This is a genomic window from Nocardia sp. CY41 (assembly GCF_009829325.1).
Classification (GTDB): domain Bacteria; phylum Actinomycetota; class Actinomycetes; order Mycobacteriales; family Mycobacteriaceae; genus Nocardia.
Map to the genome: position 1 here is coordinate 66,615 of NZ_VUOS01000033.1, position 16,157 is coordinate 82,771.

General features: G+C 69.5%; 20 protein-coding genes. 8 read left to right on the forward strand and 12 right to left on the reverse strand.

The window, feature by feature from the left end; all coding sequences use genetic code 11:
* The first annotated feature begins 211 nt into the window (after window positions 1-211).
* Complete coding sequence (locus GVY64_RS31505; RefSeq protein WP_159849437.1) at window positions 212-580, forward strand: excalibur calcium-binding domain-containing protein; 369 nt, start codon at window positions 212-214, stop codon at window positions 578-580.
* A 43-nt stretch (window positions 581-623) separates the two neighbouring features.
* On the forward strand, window positions 624-950 hold the full coding sequence (locus GVY64_RS31510; protein ID WP_236567406.1) for an excalibur calcium-binding domain-containing protein: 327 nt from the start codon (window positions 624-626) through the stop codon (window positions 948-950).
* Here GVY64_RS31510 and GVY64_RS31515 read toward each other — a convergent pair.
* Entirely contained in the window at window positions 947-2,065 is a 1,119-nt protein-coding gene (locus GVY64_RS31515; RefSeq protein WP_159849440.1) for a BTAD domain-containing putative transcriptional regulator, read from the reverse strand. The two genes, GVY64_RS31510 and GVY64_RS31515, sit on opposite strands and share 4 nt — an antisense overlap.
* Window positions 2,066-2,096: 31 nt before the next feature.
* Window positions 2,097-3,131, reverse strand: a complete 1,035-nt coding sequence (gene fbaA, locus GVY64_RS31520; protein ID WP_159849442.1) for a class II fructose-bisphosphate aldolase — start codon at window positions 3,129-3,131, stop codon at window positions 2,097-2,099.
* A gap of 299 nt (window positions 3,132-3,430) precedes the next feature.
* Between fbaA and GVY64_RS31525 the strand changes: the two genes are divergently transcribed.
* Both GVY64_RS31525 and GVY64_RS31530 read left to right on the forward strand, forming a co-directional pair.
* Window positions 3,431-4,087, forward strand: coding sequence for a DedA family protein (locus GVY64_RS31525; RefSeq protein WP_159849481.1), 657 nt, complete (start codon window positions 3,431-3,433; stop codon window positions 4,085-4,087).
* 5 nt (window positions 4,088-4,092) lie between these two features.
* Window positions 4,093-4,791, forward strand: coding sequence for a DedA family protein (locus GVY64_RS31530; protein WP_159849444.1), 699 nt, complete (start codon window positions 4,093-4,095; stop codon window positions 4,789-4,791).
* A 3-nt stretch (window positions 4,792-4,794) separates the two neighbouring features.
* Here GVY64_RS31530 and GVY64_RS31535 read toward each other — a convergent pair whose 3' ends face one another.
* From GVY64_RS31535 to GVY64_RS31545, 3 genes are all read right to left on the reverse strand, one after another.
* Complete coding sequence (locus GVY64_RS31535) at window positions 4,795-5,880, reverse strand: glycoside hydrolase family 76 protein (RefSeq protein WP_159849482.1); 1,086 nt, start codon at window positions 5,878-5,880, stop codon at window positions 4,795-4,797.
* 271 nt (window positions 5,881-6,151) lie between these two features.
* Window positions 6,152-6,838: a TrmH family RNA methyltransferase gene (locus tag GVY64_RS31540; protein WP_159849446.1), complete on the reverse strand. Its 687-nt coding sequence runs from the start codon at window positions 6,836-6,838 to the stop codon at window positions 6,152-6,154.
* A gap of 43 nt (window positions 6,839-6,881) precedes the next feature.
* Window positions 6,882-7,217, reverse strand: coding sequence for a DUF4190 domain-containing protein (locus GVY64_RS31545; protein WP_159849448.1), 336 nt, complete (start codon window positions 7,215-7,217; stop codon window positions 6,882-6,884).
* Between the two features lie 92 nt (window positions 7,218-7,309).
* On the opposite strand from GVY64_RS31545, the gene GVY64_RS31550 reads away from it, so the two are divergent.
* From GVY64_RS31550 to GVY64_RS31565, 4 genes are all read left to right on the forward strand, one after another.
* Window positions 7,310-8,680 carry a sensor histidine kinase gene (locus GVY64_RS31550; RefSeq protein ID WP_159849450.1) on the forward strand — a complete coding sequence of 457 codons (1,371 nt, stop codon included), beginning with the start codon at window positions 7,310-7,312 and terminating at the stop codon, window positions 8,678-8,680.
* Window positions 8,677-9,330, forward strand: a complete 654-nt coding sequence (locus tag GVY64_RS31555; RefSeq protein WP_159849452.1) for a LuxR C-terminal-related transcriptional regulator — start codon at window positions 8,677-8,679, stop codon at window positions 9,328-9,330. The genes GVY64_RS31550 and GVY64_RS31555 overlap by 4 nt, the downstream gene beginning before the upstream one ends.
* Before the next feature lie 265 nt (window positions 9,331-9,595).
* Entirely contained in the window at window positions 9,596-9,970 is a 375-nt protein-coding gene (locus GVY64_RS31560; protein WP_159849454.1) for a Uma2 family endonuclease, read from the forward strand.
* A 61-nt stretch (window positions 9,971-10,031) separates the two neighbouring features.
* Window positions 10,032-10,478 carry a hypothetical protein gene (locus tag GVY64_RS31565; protein ID WP_159849456.1) on the forward strand — a complete coding sequence of 149 codons (447 nt, stop codon included), beginning with the start codon at window positions 10,032-10,034 and terminating at the stop codon, window positions 10,476-10,478.
* Here the strand turns inward: GVY64_RS31565 and GVY64_RS31570 are convergent.
* The 7 genes from GVY64_RS31570 to GVY64_RS31600 form a co-directional block, all read right to left on the reverse strand.
* The gene (locus GVY64_RS31570) at window positions 10,462-11,169 is read right to left on the reverse strand and encodes a lysoplasmalogenase family protein (RefSeq protein WP_159849458.1); all 708 of its coding nucleotides are present in this window, start codon (window positions 11,167-11,169) and stop codon (window positions 10,462-10,464) included. The genes GVY64_RS31565 and GVY64_RS31570 overlap by 17 nt on opposite strands.
* Before the next feature lies 1 nt (window position 11,170).
* On the reverse strand, window positions 11,171-12,229 hold the full coding sequence (locus GVY64_RS31575) for a beta-ketoacyl-ACP synthase 3 (protein WP_159849460.1): 1,059 nt from the start codon (window positions 12,227-12,229) through the stop codon (window positions 11,171-11,173).
* A 50-nt stretch (window positions 12,230-12,279) separates the two neighbouring features.
* Entirely contained in the window at window positions 12,280-12,828 is a 549-nt protein-coding gene (gene pyrE, locus GVY64_RS31580; RefSeq protein WP_040870748.1) for an orotate phosphoribosyltransferase, read from the reverse strand.
* Between the two features lies 1 nt (window position 12,829).
* A complete protein-coding gene (locus GVY64_RS31585) occupies window positions 12,830-13,639 on the reverse strand; it encodes an SDR family NAD(P)-dependent oxidoreductase (RefSeq protein WP_159849462.1) in 810 nt (269 codons plus the stop codon).
* A 55-nt stretch (window positions 13,640-13,694) separates the two neighbouring features.
* Window positions 13,695-14,660 carry a hypothetical protein gene (locus GVY64_RS31590; RefSeq protein WP_442939655.1) on the reverse strand — a complete coding sequence of 322 codons (966 nt, stop codon included), beginning with the start codon at window positions 14,658-14,660 and terminating at the stop codon, window positions 13,695-13,697.
* A 137-nt stretch (window positions 14,661-14,797) separates the two neighbouring features.
* Entirely contained in the window at window positions 14,798-15,601 is an 804-nt protein-coding gene (locus GVY64_RS31595) for a DUF5666 domain-containing protein (RefSeq protein ID WP_159849464.1), read from the reverse strand.
* 403 nt (window positions 15,602-16,004) lie between these two features.
* The coding region (locus GVY64_RS31600; RefSeq protein WP_159849466.1) for a hypothetical protein at window positions 16,005-16,157 on the reverse strand (153 nt) is incomplete at its 5' end.

The following is a 16,157-nucleotide window of genomic DNA, read 5'->3' on the forward strand; positions in this document are numbered from 1 at the left end:
CGACTTTCGGAGACCGGCAGACCGACACGCCCAATAAAAAGCATGAATTTGCTTCATTTGCACCGGCCGCGGCGTCCAGCGTTGCTAGCGTCCACTTCGCGACGACTCCAGTCGGGGAGAGTGGCCGTCCGGGGCACCGCTCCGGGTCATAGTTCGAACCCGTTGCCGCCGAGGCCTTCACCGTGCCCGGCGCCGACCGAGAACGGATCACATGAAGAACACACTCCTGCGCACCCTGCTCGGCGTCGGCTCCGCCTGCCTGCTCACCACCGCCGCGCTCACCCTCGGGTCACCCGTGGCCGCAGCCGACCCGCTCACCGACCTGCTCTGCGCCTCCGGGTCCGCGCAGTTCTGCCCACCGCCCGCGGCGCCGCCGCAAGCTGCCCCACCTGCCCCGAACAATCCGCAGCAGCCGAATCCGCCGCAGCGGAACAACCCACCGGCGCAAGTCCCCCCGGGCGGCCCCTCCTACAAGAACTGCACGGAGGTCCGCAACGCCGGCAAGGCTCCGCTGTTGCGCGGGCAGCCGGGTTACGCCCCGCACCTGGACCGGGACAACGACGGCGTCGCCTGCGAGTGAATCGCACCGGCGCACCGGCCGATCCCGGAGCAGGATGGAAGGCGTGACCAAGTCAGTTCTCCGCATCGCGCCCGCGATCGGGGCGGCGCTGCTGGCGGCCGGAGCGAGCGCGCTTCTGCCGCAGGCGGCGTCCGCCCTGCCTGCTCCGGCCGTCGCGATCGCCGGACCGCACGAAGACCATCCGATCCCGCACAATCGCTCCGGCCCGAAGGGCGACAGCGAGCGACCCGAGGAACCCGCCGAGCGATCGCCGCGGATCTACACCGATTGCGACCAGGTGCGGGCGGAGGGCGCCGGGCCGCTGTACCGCGGGCAGCCCGGCTTCAACGCGCGGCTGGACCGCGACGGCAACGGAATCGCCTGCGACTAGCGCAGCGCCTGGAAGACCAGGATCGTCCCGCCGATCCGGATCTGATCACCGTCGGCGAGCAGCGCGCCACTGTCGATCGCCTCGTCGTTGACGAAGACGCCGTTGGCCGAATGCAGGTCCTTGATCAGCAAGCCGGCGCGGCTCGGCATGATGTGCGCGTGGTAGCGGCTGGCCCGCGGATCTTCCAGGACCAAGTCGTTGTCGGTCATCCGGCCGATGCGCAGCCCGCCCTGGGCGATCGCCACCACGCGACCGTCCGGCATCCGCAGCTGTCCGCTGCGCACCGCGCGCGGCACCTCGGTGACCGTCTCGGTCATCGCCGCGGCCAGCCGCTCGACCTGCCGCAGTTCGACCGTGCTCAGCGGCTCCTGTCGCAGCACGCGCTGCTCCAAGTCGATCAGTGCCGGTCCGGGGTCGATGCCGAGTTCGTCGGCCAGCACCCCCCGCACCTTCCGGCACGCTTCCAGCGCGTCCGCCTGACGTCCGGACAAGTACAACGCGGTGATCAGCTGACCCCACAGCGGTTCACGCAGCGGCTGCTCATTGGTCATCGCGACCAGCTCGCCGATCACCGAAGAAGCCCGACCACAAGCGATTTCGGCGTCGATGCGAGCCGAGGCGGCCAGCAGCCGCTCCTCGTCCATCGCGGTGGCGAAGCCGTCGGCGAACTGCAGTCCGGCCAGGTCGGCCAGCGCTCGGCCGCTCCATTCGCGCAGCGCGGAGCCGAACAGCTGCGCCGCGCCGGCGTGATCGCCCGCGTCGGCCGCACGGGCGCCCGCCTCCCGCGCCGCCTCGAATCGACCCAGATCGCATGCGGTCTCGTCGATCTCCAGCCGATAGCCCGACGATTCCGTACGCAGCACCGTTGCCGGGTCCACCCCCGAATTCCGCAGCGCCTTGCGAATATTCGAGACGAAGACCTGCAGGCTGGCGGCATAGGAGTCGGGTGGATCCTCGTTCCACACCAGGTCGGCGAGCGCGGCCGAGGACACCGCGCGCCGCCGATTCACCGTGAGCGCGGCGAGCAGAGCTCGCGGTTTGGGCCCGCCGACCGCCACCGGTTCACCACCGACGAGCAGTCGCACGGGCCCGAGCACGCGCACATCCAGACTCATGTGCACTCGGCCCCTGACGGGTGTATCAGGGTCAGGCGCTGATCGAGCGTCCGGCGGAGTGCAGGTCGTTGCACGCCTCGACCACGCGCGCCGCCATCGAGGCCTCGGCCTTCTTCAGGTAGCTGCGCGGGTCGTAGGCCTTCTTGTTGCCCACTTCACCGTCGATCTTCAGCACGCCGTCGTAGTTGGCGAACATGTGCCCGGCGACCGGCCGCGTGAACGCGTACTGGGTGTCGGTGTCCACGTTCATCTTCACCACGCCGAAACGCAGCGAGTCCTCGATCTCGGACTTCAGCGAGCCGGAGCCGCCGTGGAAGACGAAGTCGAACGGCTGCGCGTCGGCGCCGAGACCGAGCTTGGCCGCCGCCACGCGCTGGCCCTCGGCGAGCACCTCGGGCTTGAGCACGACGTTGCCCGGCTTGTACACGCCGTGCACGTTGCCGAAGGTCGCCGCGAGCAGGTACTTGCCGTTCTCGCCCGCGCCGAGCGCGTCGATGGTCTTCTCGAAGTCCTCCGGCGAGGTGTAGAGCTTCTCGTTGATCTCGGCCTCGACACCGTCCTCTTCACCGCCGACGACACCGATCTCGACCTCGAGAATGATGTTCGCCGCGTGCGTGGCCTTCAGCAGTTCCTTGGCGATCTCGAGGTTCTCGTCGATCGGAATCGCGGAGCCGTCCCACATGTGCGACTGGAACAGCGGGTTCCGGCCTGCGTTGACCCGCTCCTGGGAGATCGCCAGCAGCGGCCGGACGAAGGTGTCCAGCTTGTCCTTGGGGCAGTGGTCGGTGTGCAGCGCGATGGTCACGTCGTACCTGGCCGCGACCACGTGCGCGAACTCGGCCAGCGCCACCGCGCCGGTGACCATGTCCTTCACGCCTTGGCCGGAGCCGAATTCCGCGCCGCCGGTCGAGAACTGGATGATGCCGTCGCTGCCCGCGTCCGCGAAGCCCTTGATGGCCGCGTTGACCGTCTCCGACGACGTGCAGTTGATGGCCGGGAAGGCGAAGGAATTGGCTTTGGCCCGACCGAGCATCTCGGCGTAGACCTCCGGAGTCGCGATGGGCACAGTAAGACCTCCGTGTTGTGCGGCAAAGACCTATTTTGTCAGCCTTCACCCTAAGGCAGCGGTGTTTCGCCTGGTATGCAGGGAGGGAGTGCGCGAAGTTGACCCACCGGTAATTTTGCGCACAGCACGAGCATTCTCAGGCGGAGCCGGTACTGTGGGGCCGGTAATTTGCGCTGGCAGCTTCCGACGCGGTGGCAAGCGATTCAGCCAGCCGTATCGGGACAGGAGGCCACGTGATTCTGCAGGCAGCGACAGAATCGGTGACGAGCAACCTCGCGCTGACCGAGTTGCTCGACCCGATGCACCTGCTCACGGAGACGTGGCTGAAGAATGCGGTGCTGCCGGCCATCCTGGTCATCGTCTTCATCGAGACCGGCCTGTTGTTCCCGATCCTGCCCGGCGACTCCCTGCTGTTCACCGGCGGCCTGCTCGCCGCGCAGCCGAATCCGCCGGTGTCGATCTGGGTGCTGGTGCCCACTACCGTCCTCGTCGCGTTCGCCGGCGACCAGTGCGCCTATTGGATCGGACGGGCGATCGGGCCCGCGCTGTTCCACAAAGAGGACACCCGCTTCTTCAAGAAGCATTACGTCACGCAGACCCACGAGTTCTTCGAGAAGCACGGACCGAAGACGATCGTCCTGGCCCGATTCGTGCCGATCGTGCGCACCTTCATGCCCGTGCTGGCCGGTGTCTCCCGGATGGACTACCGCAAGTTCGTCGCGTTCGACATCGTCGGCGCCCTCCTGTGGGGCGGCGGCGTCACGGTGCTCGGCTACTTCCTGGGCAACGTCGCGTTCATCCGGGACCACGTCGAGGCGATCTTCCTGCTGATCGTCTTCGTGTCGATCCTGCCCGGCATCACCGCGGTGGCGAAGAAGCTGATGAACCGGAAAGCGCCCGCGGACGATGCGGTCGAGGGCGAGCTGACCGCCTCGACCAGCGAGCCCACCCGCTGAAGCCGGTGACGACGGAATCCTCGCCCCTAGCCGTGGGCAGTTTCGATCCGCTGCTGTCGGCGGGCCCGGCGCTCGTCTGGACGGTGGTGCTGACCTTCGTCTTCCTCGAGTGCGCGGTGATCCTCGGCCTGTTCCTGCCCGGCGACTCGATGCTCATCACCGCGGGCATCGTGATGGCGTCGCACGCCTCGGGCGAGGCGCACGTGTGGGCGCTGTCGCTGGGCGCGATGGTCGCGGCCATCGCGGGCAACCAGGCAGGCTACGTCATCGGGCGCCGGACGGGACAGCACTTGGTCGCCCGGAAGAACGGCAGATACATCAACGTGCGCAACCTGCAGCGCGTCGCGGAGCTGCTGCACCGGCACGGATTCGTCGCGGTGCTGATCGCCCGGTGGATCCCGTGGGTGCGCACCCTGTGCCCCACGGTCGCGGGCGCCGCGGGCATGGAACATCGCAAGTTCACCGTCGCCAGCACCATCGGCGCGATCGTGTGGGCGCCGGTGCTGCTGCTCATCGGGTACTACGCGGGCAACTTCCTGCAGCGGGTGGAATGGCTGATGCCGATCGTGATCGGCACGCTGGTGGTGGGCCTGGTCGTCGGGACGGTGCTCGGTGTGCGGCACTACCGGCAGGAGATGGCCCAGCCCGCAGAGGACTTCGCGCTCGAGACGACTCCCGGCGCGGTGCTCGAGCCGGAGAGCTGACCCTCACAACCCCGCGGCGTTGACCTGGTAGGCCGCCTCCATGAGCAGCCAGCCGGACAACTGCACCGAGAGGTCGCGTCCCGGCACCTTCGACGAGGTCACCGAGCCGCCGGAGGTGAAGTAGCCGGCTCCCGCGCTCCCGCCGGGCAGCTGCGCCGGCTTGCTCCAGTCGTGCCCGAACAGCGGCTCGCCCTCGACCTGAAGCCGGTTCCGCCACGCCGCCGTGGCGGACGCGGTGACGATCGCGGCTGCCGCGCGGCGGTCGGCGACCTGTTCGGAGTCCTCGCCGGGCAGCATCACCGCGACCAGCGCCAGGTACCGGGCCAGGATGCCGTTGAACAGTCCCCCGTCGCCGCCACCACCGCCTGCGATGACGCCGTCGGTGGTCATGTGCTCCTCGATCGCCGCGAGCAGCCGGTGCACGCGCTCGGTGTGCTTCGGATCGCCGGTCTGCACGGCCAGCTCGGCCTCCAGGCCGAGCACCACGCCCTGGCAGTAGGTGAACACCGGACGCTCGATCTCGCCGGAGGGCAGGTGGATGCCGTCCAGGATCAGCCCGGTCTCCGGATCGCGCAGCGTCGCGTCCAGCCAATCGGCCATCTCCTGGGCACGCTGGACGCGCCCGAGGCGTAAAAGCGCGATCGCGGCGGGCCCGTTCGCGGGGGCGTTGAAGTAGTCCGCGCCGATGCGCCAGGGCAGGCCACCGCCGACCTGTGGCTGCCAGCCGTCGTGCAGTTGTTTCTCCAGCGCGGCCAGCGCGCTGCGCACGTCGGCGCCCTGGGTGCGCTCGGCGCGTTCCAGCGCGATGGCCAGCCAGGCCATGTCGTCGTAGTAGCGGTTGGTCCAGCCGGTGATGTTGCGGATGCGGTGCGAGCGCGCCAGCGCGGCGATCCGCCTGCGGCGCACCGGCGTCGGCGCACGGTTCGCGGCGTCGGTCGCGCACTCGATGAGATGCGCCTGCCACCAGTAGTGCCACGCGCCGAAGACCCGCTCGCGCCTCGTGGCGGGCCAGCCGACCACGCCGAGTTCGGTCCCCGGCAACGCCCACAGCGCGCGGAGGTGCCGCGAGACGACCGCCGATTCGGCCATGTCGGCCCGTTCCGACCACAGCGTCGCGGGCGCGGCGGCGTCCCTGCCCGCCTGCGCCCGTCCGATCGGCGGACGCGGTGCCGCGGAGCCGTTCTCGGCGTGCTCCACGCTCGGCACCTCGATGTCGTCGCTCCGCGAGGTCATGGGTCAATGGTGCCAGGCCAGAACGCATTTATGCGCCCGATTTGTTACGAAAGCGATGTGCAATCGTGCCGGTGCGCCCCGGGGCCGGAAGATCTCCAGCTCACAGGGCCCTGCGCTGGTCCGGTGATCACCACGCCTGAGTGAGATCGGCGTGTTGCCGGATCCACGCGTGCATGGCGATGCCCGCGGCCACGCCCGCGTTGATACTGCGGGTGGAACCGAACTGCGCGATCGACACCGTCATCACGGCGGCCTGCTTGGCGTGCTCGGTGACGCCCGGCCCCTCCTGGCCGAACAGCAACAGGCAGGCGCGCGGCAAGGTGACCGTCTCCAGCGGGACAGCGCCCGGCACGTTGTCGACGGCGACCACGGTGAGCCCGGCGCGCTCGCTGAACGCCAGCAGTTCGCCGATGTCGGCATGGTGCCGGATGTGCTGGTAACGATCGGTCACCATGGCGCCGCGGCGATTCCACCGCCTGCGCCCGACGATGTGCACGGCCGCGGCGGCGAAGGCGTTCGCCGTGCGCACCACGGTGCCGATGTTCGCGTCGTGCCCGAAGTTCTCGATCGCGACGTGGAAGGGGTGCCTGCGCCGGTCGATGTCGGCGACGATGGCCTCGCGGCTCCAGTACCGGTAGGCGTCCACCACGTTGCGGCGATCGCCGTGGGCCAGCAATTCCGGGTCCAGGCGCGGATCGTCCGGCGGCGGCCCGGCGTGCTCGTCCGCCCACGGACCGACGCCGTTCGGGTGCTCGCCCCACTCCGTCGGCCCGGGTAGGTCCTGCTCCGCCGCGTCCGGCACTGGGTGACTCACGCCGACGATGCTAATTCCGGCTGCCGTGCCTGCGACGGGTGGCTCAGTAGCTGGACGAACTCCCCGCGAACGCACCGACCAGCCCGAGCACCAGGAACAACAGGAGGAACACCAAACTCAAGACCATCAGCGCGGTGGCGATGATGCCGCAGATGTAGCCCGCGTTGACGTTGCCGCGGCCGCCGATGGTGCCGCCGGACGCGTCGATCTCGTTGAGCGCCCGCTTGCCCATCACCCAGGCGAAGGGTCCGATGAACTGGCACAGCACGAGGCTCAGGATGCCCAGGATCAGGATCGTGGTGGATTGCGGGTGGTCCGGAGGTCCGTAGGCCCCATAGGCTGGATAGCCGTACGGCGGCTGCTGCGGCGGGTAGCTCATCAGCAGGATCGTAGTAGGTGTGGCGGGCTACACCACATTTTCGGCGGACAGCTCCATCGAACCTCGAATCGGGCGCGACCACCATGGATCTCATGACGGAGACACACGCCGAACCGACCCTCGTGCTCGACCTGCCGCCTGATGCGCCCGAACCGGGCGAGCACCTGCTGCGCACGGTGCTGCTCGCACCGGTGCGCGCTCGGTTCTGGAAGGATCTCGTTTACGTCCTGACCGTTTTCGTGATCGGCTGTCTGGCCGTCACCTATCTGTTCTTCGGCTTCGGCGGCGGGCTGTATATCGCGATCACCGTCATCGGCCTGCCGGTATCGGCCCTGATGCTGCTCGGCGGGCGGGTGTGGGGCCGGATCTACCGCGCGCTGGCGAAAGACCTGCTCGGCGTCGCCGTCGCGCCGCCTCCACCGTTCGCGCCCGCGCCCGGCCTGATCGGCTACCTCAAGAGCGCGTTCACCGATCGGGCGAGCTGGCGTGCGGTGGTGTTCCTGCTCGCGCAGGCGGTGCTCGGGGTCGCGGTGGGGTACTTCGTGCTCGTCGCGGTGGCGATGACCGTGTTCACCGCGCTCTCCCCGATCCCGTGGGCGCTGGTCCGCCCGACCAACGTCGACGCGTCCGGTGTCGAGCACACGTCGATGGTCCAGTTCGGCGAGTTCTACGTCGACAGCTGGCCGAAGGTGCTCGGGTTCGCGCTGGTGGGTCTGCTCGGCTGCCTGGCCTTGCCGTGGCCGCTGCGCGGCGTCTGCTGGTTGCACGGGTTGCTCACCGTCGCGCTGCTCGGTGCGACCGATCGCGACCGCCGGGTGACCGAACTGCAGGAGAGCAGGCGGACCGCGGTCGAAGACTCCGCGGCGACACTGCGCAGACTGGAACGCGATCTGCACGACGGCACCCAGGCCAGACTGGTCACCATCGCGATGGCGCTGGGCCGGGCCGAGGATCGGCTCGCCGCGGGCGGCGACCCCAGCGACCTCATCGCCGACGCGCGCGCGAGCTCGAAGGAGGCGCTGACCGAACTGCGCGAACTGGTGCGCGGAATCCACCCGCCCGCATTGGAATTGGGGCTCGAACCGGCGTTGGAGACGCTGACGGCACGCTGCTCGGTGCCGGTGGAGCTGCGGGTGCACCTGCCCGAGCGACCGAGCCCGGCCATCGAGGCGATCGCGTACTTCTCGGTGGCCGAGCTGCTGACCAACGTGGTGCGGCACGCACAGGCCACCGGCGCATGGGTGTCGGTCCTGCCGGGTGACGGACGGACCATCGCGGTGACGGTGCGCGACAACGGCATCGGCGGCGTGGTGGCGCCGGTGGGCGGCGCGCTCGGCGCGGGCAGCGGATTGTCCGGCCTCGCGGCGCGGGCCCGCACCGTGGACGGGACGCTGACCGTGCGGAGCCCGGCAGGCGGACCGACCGTGGTGACCATCGTGCTGCCCCTGGCCGGGTCGCGATGAGCGACGGTCTGCGCATCGTGATCGCCGAGGACAGCGCCATCCTGCGCGACGGGCTGGCCGGACTGCTCACCGAACGCGGCCACGAGGTGGTCGCCATGGTCGGCGACGCGACCACCCTCGCCGAGGTGGTCGGCACGCACAACCCGGATGTCGCCGTGGTGGACGTGCGGATGCCCCCGAGCTACACCGACGAGGGACTGCTCGCCGCCATCGAATTGCGCCGCAAATATCCGATGACCGGCGTGCTGGTGTTCTCGCAGTGGGTCGAGACCCGCTACGCCACCGAGTTGCTGGCCGGCGGTGCGAGCGGCGTCGGCTATCTGCTGAAGGACCGGGTCGCCGATGTCGGGGACTTCGTGGACGCGCTGCACCGCGTGGCCACCGGCGGCACCGCGCTCGACCCGGAGGTGGTGAGCCAACTGATGGGAGCCTCGCGTCAGCAGGATTCGCTGGCCCGCCTGACCCCGCGCGAACGCGAGGTACTCGAGCTGATGGCCCAAGGCCTGTCCAACAGCGCCATCGCCGCCACCCTGACCGTGACCGAACGCGCGGTGGAGAAGCACATCGGCAACATCTTCATCAAGCTCGACCTGCCGCCCTCGGAGACGCACCACCGCCGGGTGCTGGCGGTATTACGACTCAAGGGCTGAACTCGCGCCTGCCCCGCACGCCGTGTGCAAGACTTCCCAGGGGATCGACACGGAGGGGGCGCTGTGACCATCGGATCGTACTGGCCGGATCACCTTCTGACGCTCGCGGAGTGGAACGCGCTACCTGAGGACAACAGTCGTTTCTACGAACTCGCAGAGGGTGTTCTCATCGCGTCGCCGCGCCCACCGTCGCGGCACCAACGGGCGGCCCTTGCGACTCGCCATGCAGATCGAGCCACAGCTGCCTTCCTGCTACAGCGTGCTCATGCAGTCAGAAGTGGTGGTCGACGACGGTCCACCACCGACCGTGCGTGTGCCGGACGTCCTCGTGGGCCCGAGCGCGGATATCGCCGCGAACCTACCGCCCTGGAACGCCCGCGAAGTGCTGCTCGTGGTCGAGGTACTCGCCGATGGCACGCGCCGGACCGATCGACGGACCAAGTTCTTCGAATACGCCGCAGCCGGTATCAGGCATTACTGGCTCGTGGACCTCGAGCCGGTCGGCGTGACCGCCTATACGTTGATCGACGGGGGCTACCAGTTGGCCGCGAACACGTCCGATGCGGTGGCACTGGAACTGGCCGAAACCACCGTCACCCTCGATCCTGAAGCCCTGACCAGCAGCCGAGCGGGCCGATAGCCCGTTCCACCGCGTGGTTCGGGCCTATCCTGGAGGTCTGGCACTCGGGGTGGAGGCTGGTATGGATCACGAGCGGATACTGCGCACGGTGCTCGGGGTGACCGCCGGGTATCTGATCCTGCTGGCGCTGTGGCTGGGGTGGGTGGTGCAGCGGACGCCGCCGGGGACCGTGCCGTATCAGATCGTGGCGTTGGTCGGACTGTTCGGCTCGTGCCTCGGCATCGGGATGATGCTGGCCGCGCGGCCGTCCAAGGCGGATCGCCAGTTGTGGCGGCACGGCTTGGAGGGGTGGGCGACGGTCGAGGGTGTGCACCCGCTGCAGCACACCGACCATCACACCGAACTGACCGAACTGGATCTCGAACTGACCGTCCCCGGCTCCGAGAGCTACCGCGGCACTGTTGTTTTCGACGCCACCCCGGCCGACAAACCACGGCTCGCGGTCGGCGAGATCCTTTCGATCCGCGTCGACCCGGCGAACCGGGACCGCATCATTCTGGTGCTGTGATCACCGGCGGAACGTGCGCGTTCGGATCGGCGAGCAGGTACTGCGCGGCCGCGTAGGTCGCCAGGATCACGCCTTCGGTCACCCGGCGGACCCGCCGACCGCGCGCGAACAACCGCCGCAGCACGATCAGCCCGTCGGAGACGGTGAACAGCAGTGCCCCGAGGCCGAGGCGAGTGCGCGGATCGACACCCGGAATATTCAGCCCCGCGATGTTTTTCGCGGTGGGCGCGAGCGCCGGGTCGGACGCGAGCACGGCCGCGGCGCCCAAGGTGACGCCGTAGGCCGTCAGCGGTGCGGCCACCGTCGGCGCCTTCCTGCGCAGCAACCCGGCCGCGCCGAGCCACGCGATCACCCGCGGTACCGCCACCCGCGCGGCGGGCCTGCCGCCCATCCGCCACCACAGCGTGGCGTATCCGGCCTGCATCACCGCGAACGACGACGCGCCCGCGATGAGCCTGCGGTCGTCGTCCGGATCGATGAGCAGAATGTCACCGACGGTGGCCGCACCGAGCGACCCGATCAGCACTGTGCGCTCGGTCGACGGCAGCTGCTTGCCTTCGATCGCCACGTCGGCCGCGAGCAGCGGCATCAACAGCGGCTTCGCGAGCCACTGCGCCTTCTCGCGCCCGGTGACGGCCCCGTAGACGGTGACCGCCGCCGCGGCGAGGAACCCGGCTCGGAACGGGCGCATTCTAGAAGCTCGGCTCGGCCGGTGCGGGGGGCAGCGTGACAACTTGGCCCGCGTAGCTCAGGCCCGCGCCGAAGCCGAGCAGCAAAGCCGTCTGCCCGCCCTTCGCCTTACCGGTGACCAGCATTTCCTCGATCGCCAGCGGAATGGACGCGGCCGAGGTGTTGCCGGTGTTCTCGATGTCGTTGGCCATCGGGACCTCGTCGGCCAGTCCGAGGTTCTTCTTCATCAGCTCGTTGATCCGGGCGTTGGCCTGGTGCGGGACGAAGACCTCGATGTCCTCCTTGGCCACGCCCGACACCTCGAGCGCGGTGGACAGCGCGCGCGGCAGCGTGACCGCGGCCCAGCGGAAGACCCGAGGACCTTCCATCCGCAGCGACATCCGGCCGACCGGATCGGCAGCCGGGTCGAGCCCCTGCATGGACTGAGCCCGGTGCATGTACTCCAGGAAGTCGATGTCCTGCATGATCGCGGCCGCGTTCTCGCCGTCGCTGCCCCACACGGTGGGCGAGATGCCGTTCTCGTCGCTCGGGCCGACCACCACCGCGCCGGCGCCGTCCCCGAAGATCATCGCGGTGCCGCGGTCGGTGGGGTCGAGCCCGACGGTCATCGTCTCGGCGCCGATCAGCAGCACATATTCGGCGGAGCCGGACCGGATCATGTCCGCGGCCACGCCGAGGCCGTAGCCGAAGCCGCCGCAACCGGAGGTCAGGTCGAACGCGGGGACGCCGTTCATGCCGATGTCGTAGGCCACCTGTGGCGCGCCGTGCGGGGTGAGGGTCAGCCAGCTGGAGGTGGCCAGGATCACGGCGCCGATCTTCGACCGGTCGACGCCGCTGTTGACGATCGCGCGCTCGCCCGCCGCCGCCGCGATCGACCGAAGCGTCTCGTCACCGCTGATCCAGCGCCGGTTGCGGACGCCGGTGCGTTCGTAGATCCACTCGTCGGTGGAATCGAGGACCTCGCAGACCTCGGCGTTGCTGACCAGGCGCTTGGGTCGGTAAGCGCCGATTCCGAGCATCGCAACGTTTTCGCGACTTCTGTTGACTGCAATGCTCACCACTGGTGACTCACACGACCCTTCACCTTCGAAGACTTAGACCGCGCTCCAGGCTATCCCAGGGCGAGATCCTTCAAGCCGAGGATCGACCGGTACTCCAGCCCTTCCGCGGCGATCACCTGGTCAGCGCCGGTTTCCCGGTCGACGACGGTGGCGACGCCGACGACGGTGGCGCCCGCCGCGCGCAGCGCCCGCACCGCGGTCAACGGCGAATTCCCGGTCGTGGTGGTGTCCTCGACCACCAGCACCCGCTTACCCACGATGTCCGGGCCCTCGATCTGGCGCTGCATGCCGTGCGACTTCGCCGCCTTGCGCACCACGAACGCGTCGATCGGGCGGCCGGGCGCGTGCATCACGGCCAGCGCGACCGGATCGGCGCCCATGGTGAGACCGCCGACGGCGTCGAAATCCCAATCCGCGACGAGCTCGCGCAGCAGCTTGCCGATCAGCGGGCCCGCGCCGTGGTGCAGCGTCGCGCGGCGCAGGTCGACGTAGTAGTCGGCCTCCTTGCCCGAGGACAGGGTCACCCGGCCGTGCACGACCGCGAGCTCGCGGACCAGCGCGGCCAACCGGTCCCTGTCGTTGGTAATCACGTCGATCATGTCAAGTCCTTCCGCGTGCGTTGAACAGCCCGCGATTGAGCCGGGCCCCCAGGGTTCGCGGGATCGCTCCGGCGAGGGTGGTGAGCGCTTTGTACTGCATTCCGGGCACGCTGAGCACCCGGCCCTTCTCCAGATCGCGCAGTGAGCCGGCGACTACCTGGTCGACGCTCAGCCACAGCGCTTCGGGCAGCGAGGGCATCTCGATGCCGGCTCGCCGGTGGAATTCCGTGCGGACGAATCCCGGGCACAAGGCTTGGACCCGGACTCCGGTTCCGGCCAGTCCCCCTGCCAACCCTTCCGTGAAGGATACGACGTAGGCCTTGGACGCCGAATACGTCGACCCTCGTCCGGGGATCAGGCCCGCCACGCTGGCCACGTTGACGACGCAGCCGTTCGCCGCCGCGATCATCGGCGGCAGCGCGGCTCTGGTGAGCCGCACCACCGCGGTGACGTTGACGTCCAGTTGCGCCTGCAACTGCTCGGGCGGCACCGTCCAGAACTCGCCGGAGTGCGCGAAACCGGCGTTGTTGACCAGGAATTCGACGCCGTCGGTCAGGCGCGCCGCCACCTGCTCGCGGTCCTCGGCACGGGCCAGGTCGGCGACGAGTATCTGCGAGCGGGTACCGAAGCGGTGCTCCAGGTCCGTCGCGAGGGCCACGAGACGCTGCTCGTCCCGGGCGGCCAGCACCAAGTCGTAGCCGAGCGAGGCCAGCCGGGTCGCGTAGCCGCGGCCGATTCCCGAGGTCGGGCCGGTGACCAAGCCCACCGGCCGAGTGGTGCCGGGCAGTCTCGGATGCGGATGCTCGGTCATGACGGCGCGATCGGTCGCAGTCGCGCGGCTGCGACTGCGGTGGGCGCGCGGCCGATCACTTCGGCACGGGTCCCTGGTAAGGGCGGAATCCGGGGTGGAAGGGCCCGCCTGGCGGGTCGGCGGGACGCTGCCGCGACTCACGATCGGGGCGACCCTCGTCGCGCTCCTCGCGCGGCCGCGGCTCGGCGTCCGCCCGCCCGCGGGCACGCGCGTTCGGCACGACGGCGAGCGAGGGGCGGCGCGCCGGTTCCGGGCCCGGCTCGTCGGCGTGGACGTCCTCGCCGGATCGCTCGTCGTCCTCGGCCTCGGCGTGCGGCCGGTCGTCCGCGTCGTCCTCGACGTCTGGAACATCCTCGCCCCGCTGACGTTCGCGGGGGCGCGGACGGCCCGGCTCACCGTCGAAACGCGGCTCGCTGACCGGCGGCAGCACGTGCAGCAGCCCGGACAGGCGCAGCACGGCGTCGATCGCGCTTTCCCAGTCCTTCGAGGTGGTGCCCACCAGCAGCATGCCCAGTGTCCAGTTGCCCTCGCTCCAGAGCATCTGCACGGTGTCGGGAAGGTTCTCGATGAAGGCGACCATGCGCTGATCGACGGCGTGCCTGGCGATTTCGGGGTTCGTCGCGAACACCACGCGGTCGCCGATGGCGCCGAGCAGTTCCAGATCGTGGTCCTTGGGCGGGCTGGCGGTCTTCAACCGCATGTCCACGTCGATGTCCGAGCCGATCTGGCGGCGCACCGCGACCAGCGTCGCGGAGTCCTCCAAGTCGAACAGCACGAACTTCTCGCCCTTACGGATGCCGGAGACCACGTCGACCGCGGAGAGATAGCCGAGCTTGGCCAACGCGCCTCGCCGCCATGTCGACGCCAACGCGGGTTCCACGGACACGTAGGTATAGCCCTGCGACTTCGCCCAGACCTGTCGCGCGTGACCGGTCCGCTGCCGCTGGAGCCGATCGAAATACAGCAGCACGATCGCGCCCACGAGCGCGATCGCCGCCAACCCGAACCACATTGCCGTCATCGACGCCTAGCCTAATGGTCCCGGACGGACATGGTCCGTCATTACCCCCGCGCCGAGCCGAGCGAACCGGGAGCGGTCATCGATCCCGCTCACCGGGCGAATGCGCGGTGCTCCGCTTCGACGGCGGTCCGGGCGGCTCATCGTCCGCCGCCGGGCAGCGAAGTACCGATGATGACCTTGGCCTGAATGGATCCGTCCGGCGCCTTGTCACCCTGGATCAGGACCAGCTCACCGGCGGCCAGATCCGACACCTTGGTGCCGGACAACGCGATCACCTGGGTGTTCGCGTCGGTGCGCACCGTGATGGTGTTGCCCATCACCGAACTCACCGTCAAGGTGCCTCCGTCGTTGGCGGTGATGGTGCCCATGGTCGCGCCGAGCCCGTCGACGTCGCCGAGGCCGGGCACGCTGGGCAACCCGCTCGGCGGGCTCGGTTGCGTGGTCCTGGGCGCAGGCGCGGGCCGTGTCGTGACGCGCGGCGTCGAGGCCGCCGCGGTGTCGGACGAACCGGAGTCGCTGCCGCCCAGCAGCACACCCGCGACCACCCCGATCGCACCGATCAGCACGACGACGCCGAGGCCGAGGGCGATCCAGAGACCGGTGTTGCGCCGCGGCGGCCCCGGCGGCGGTCCACCGCCAGGGGGCATCGCGCCACCCGGCGGCCCCGCCGTGCCCTGCCAACGATCAGCGCCGCCGTCCGGATACGCGGGCCATTGGGAGTCGTAGGCCGGGAATGCGCGCGTCGCGTTCGGCCCCGGCGGCGGCCCCCAGGACCCGTATTGCTCCGTCGGCGGATACTCCGACGGAGCGCCTGCGCCGTATGCCTCGGAGTACTCGGCGGTGTGCGCGGGGCCACCGTACCCGGATTTGCCCGGCGGACCCAGGTGCTCGGTCGGCGCATCCTCCGGCCGCTGTCCCCACGGATCGTTCGGGTTGGTCATGCCTTCCAGCGTAGGCTTTGTCCGCTCGCTCGCGCCCGCACCTCGTGGGCGGGTGTGCCTCGCCCGTGCGGAAGCCTGCTGGGAGACGCACGCCGGCAATCGATCCACATCCAGCACGCTCGCCCCCTGTGGGCGAAACATACTGCGCGCTAGAAGCATTGATGATCACCACCCTGCCGCGCCTCACGACGAAGGCAGTATCCCCTTCGCAGACATCGCCGAGACCGCCGACGGCGCGGCGAAGACGGACGCGGATCCGCGCAAGCGATCCTCGCGGACGACCTCAGCCCGCCGACCGCTGCCGTCGACCCGCGTGGCTGTAGGACGCGTTCGACGATCTCCTCGACCGACCCGGCGGGTCGATGGCCTCGCTCCGAGCACTGCCCGGAGCGAGGCCGCTCGCTCACCTGCCGATGATCAGGCCGTCACCGTCGGGGCTGACACTCACTTTGACGTTGTCGCCGTCGGTGATCTCGCCCGCGAGCAGTTCCTTGGCGAGGGAATCGCCGATGGCCTGCTGGATCAGCCTGCGCAACGGGCGCGCGCCGTAGGCGGG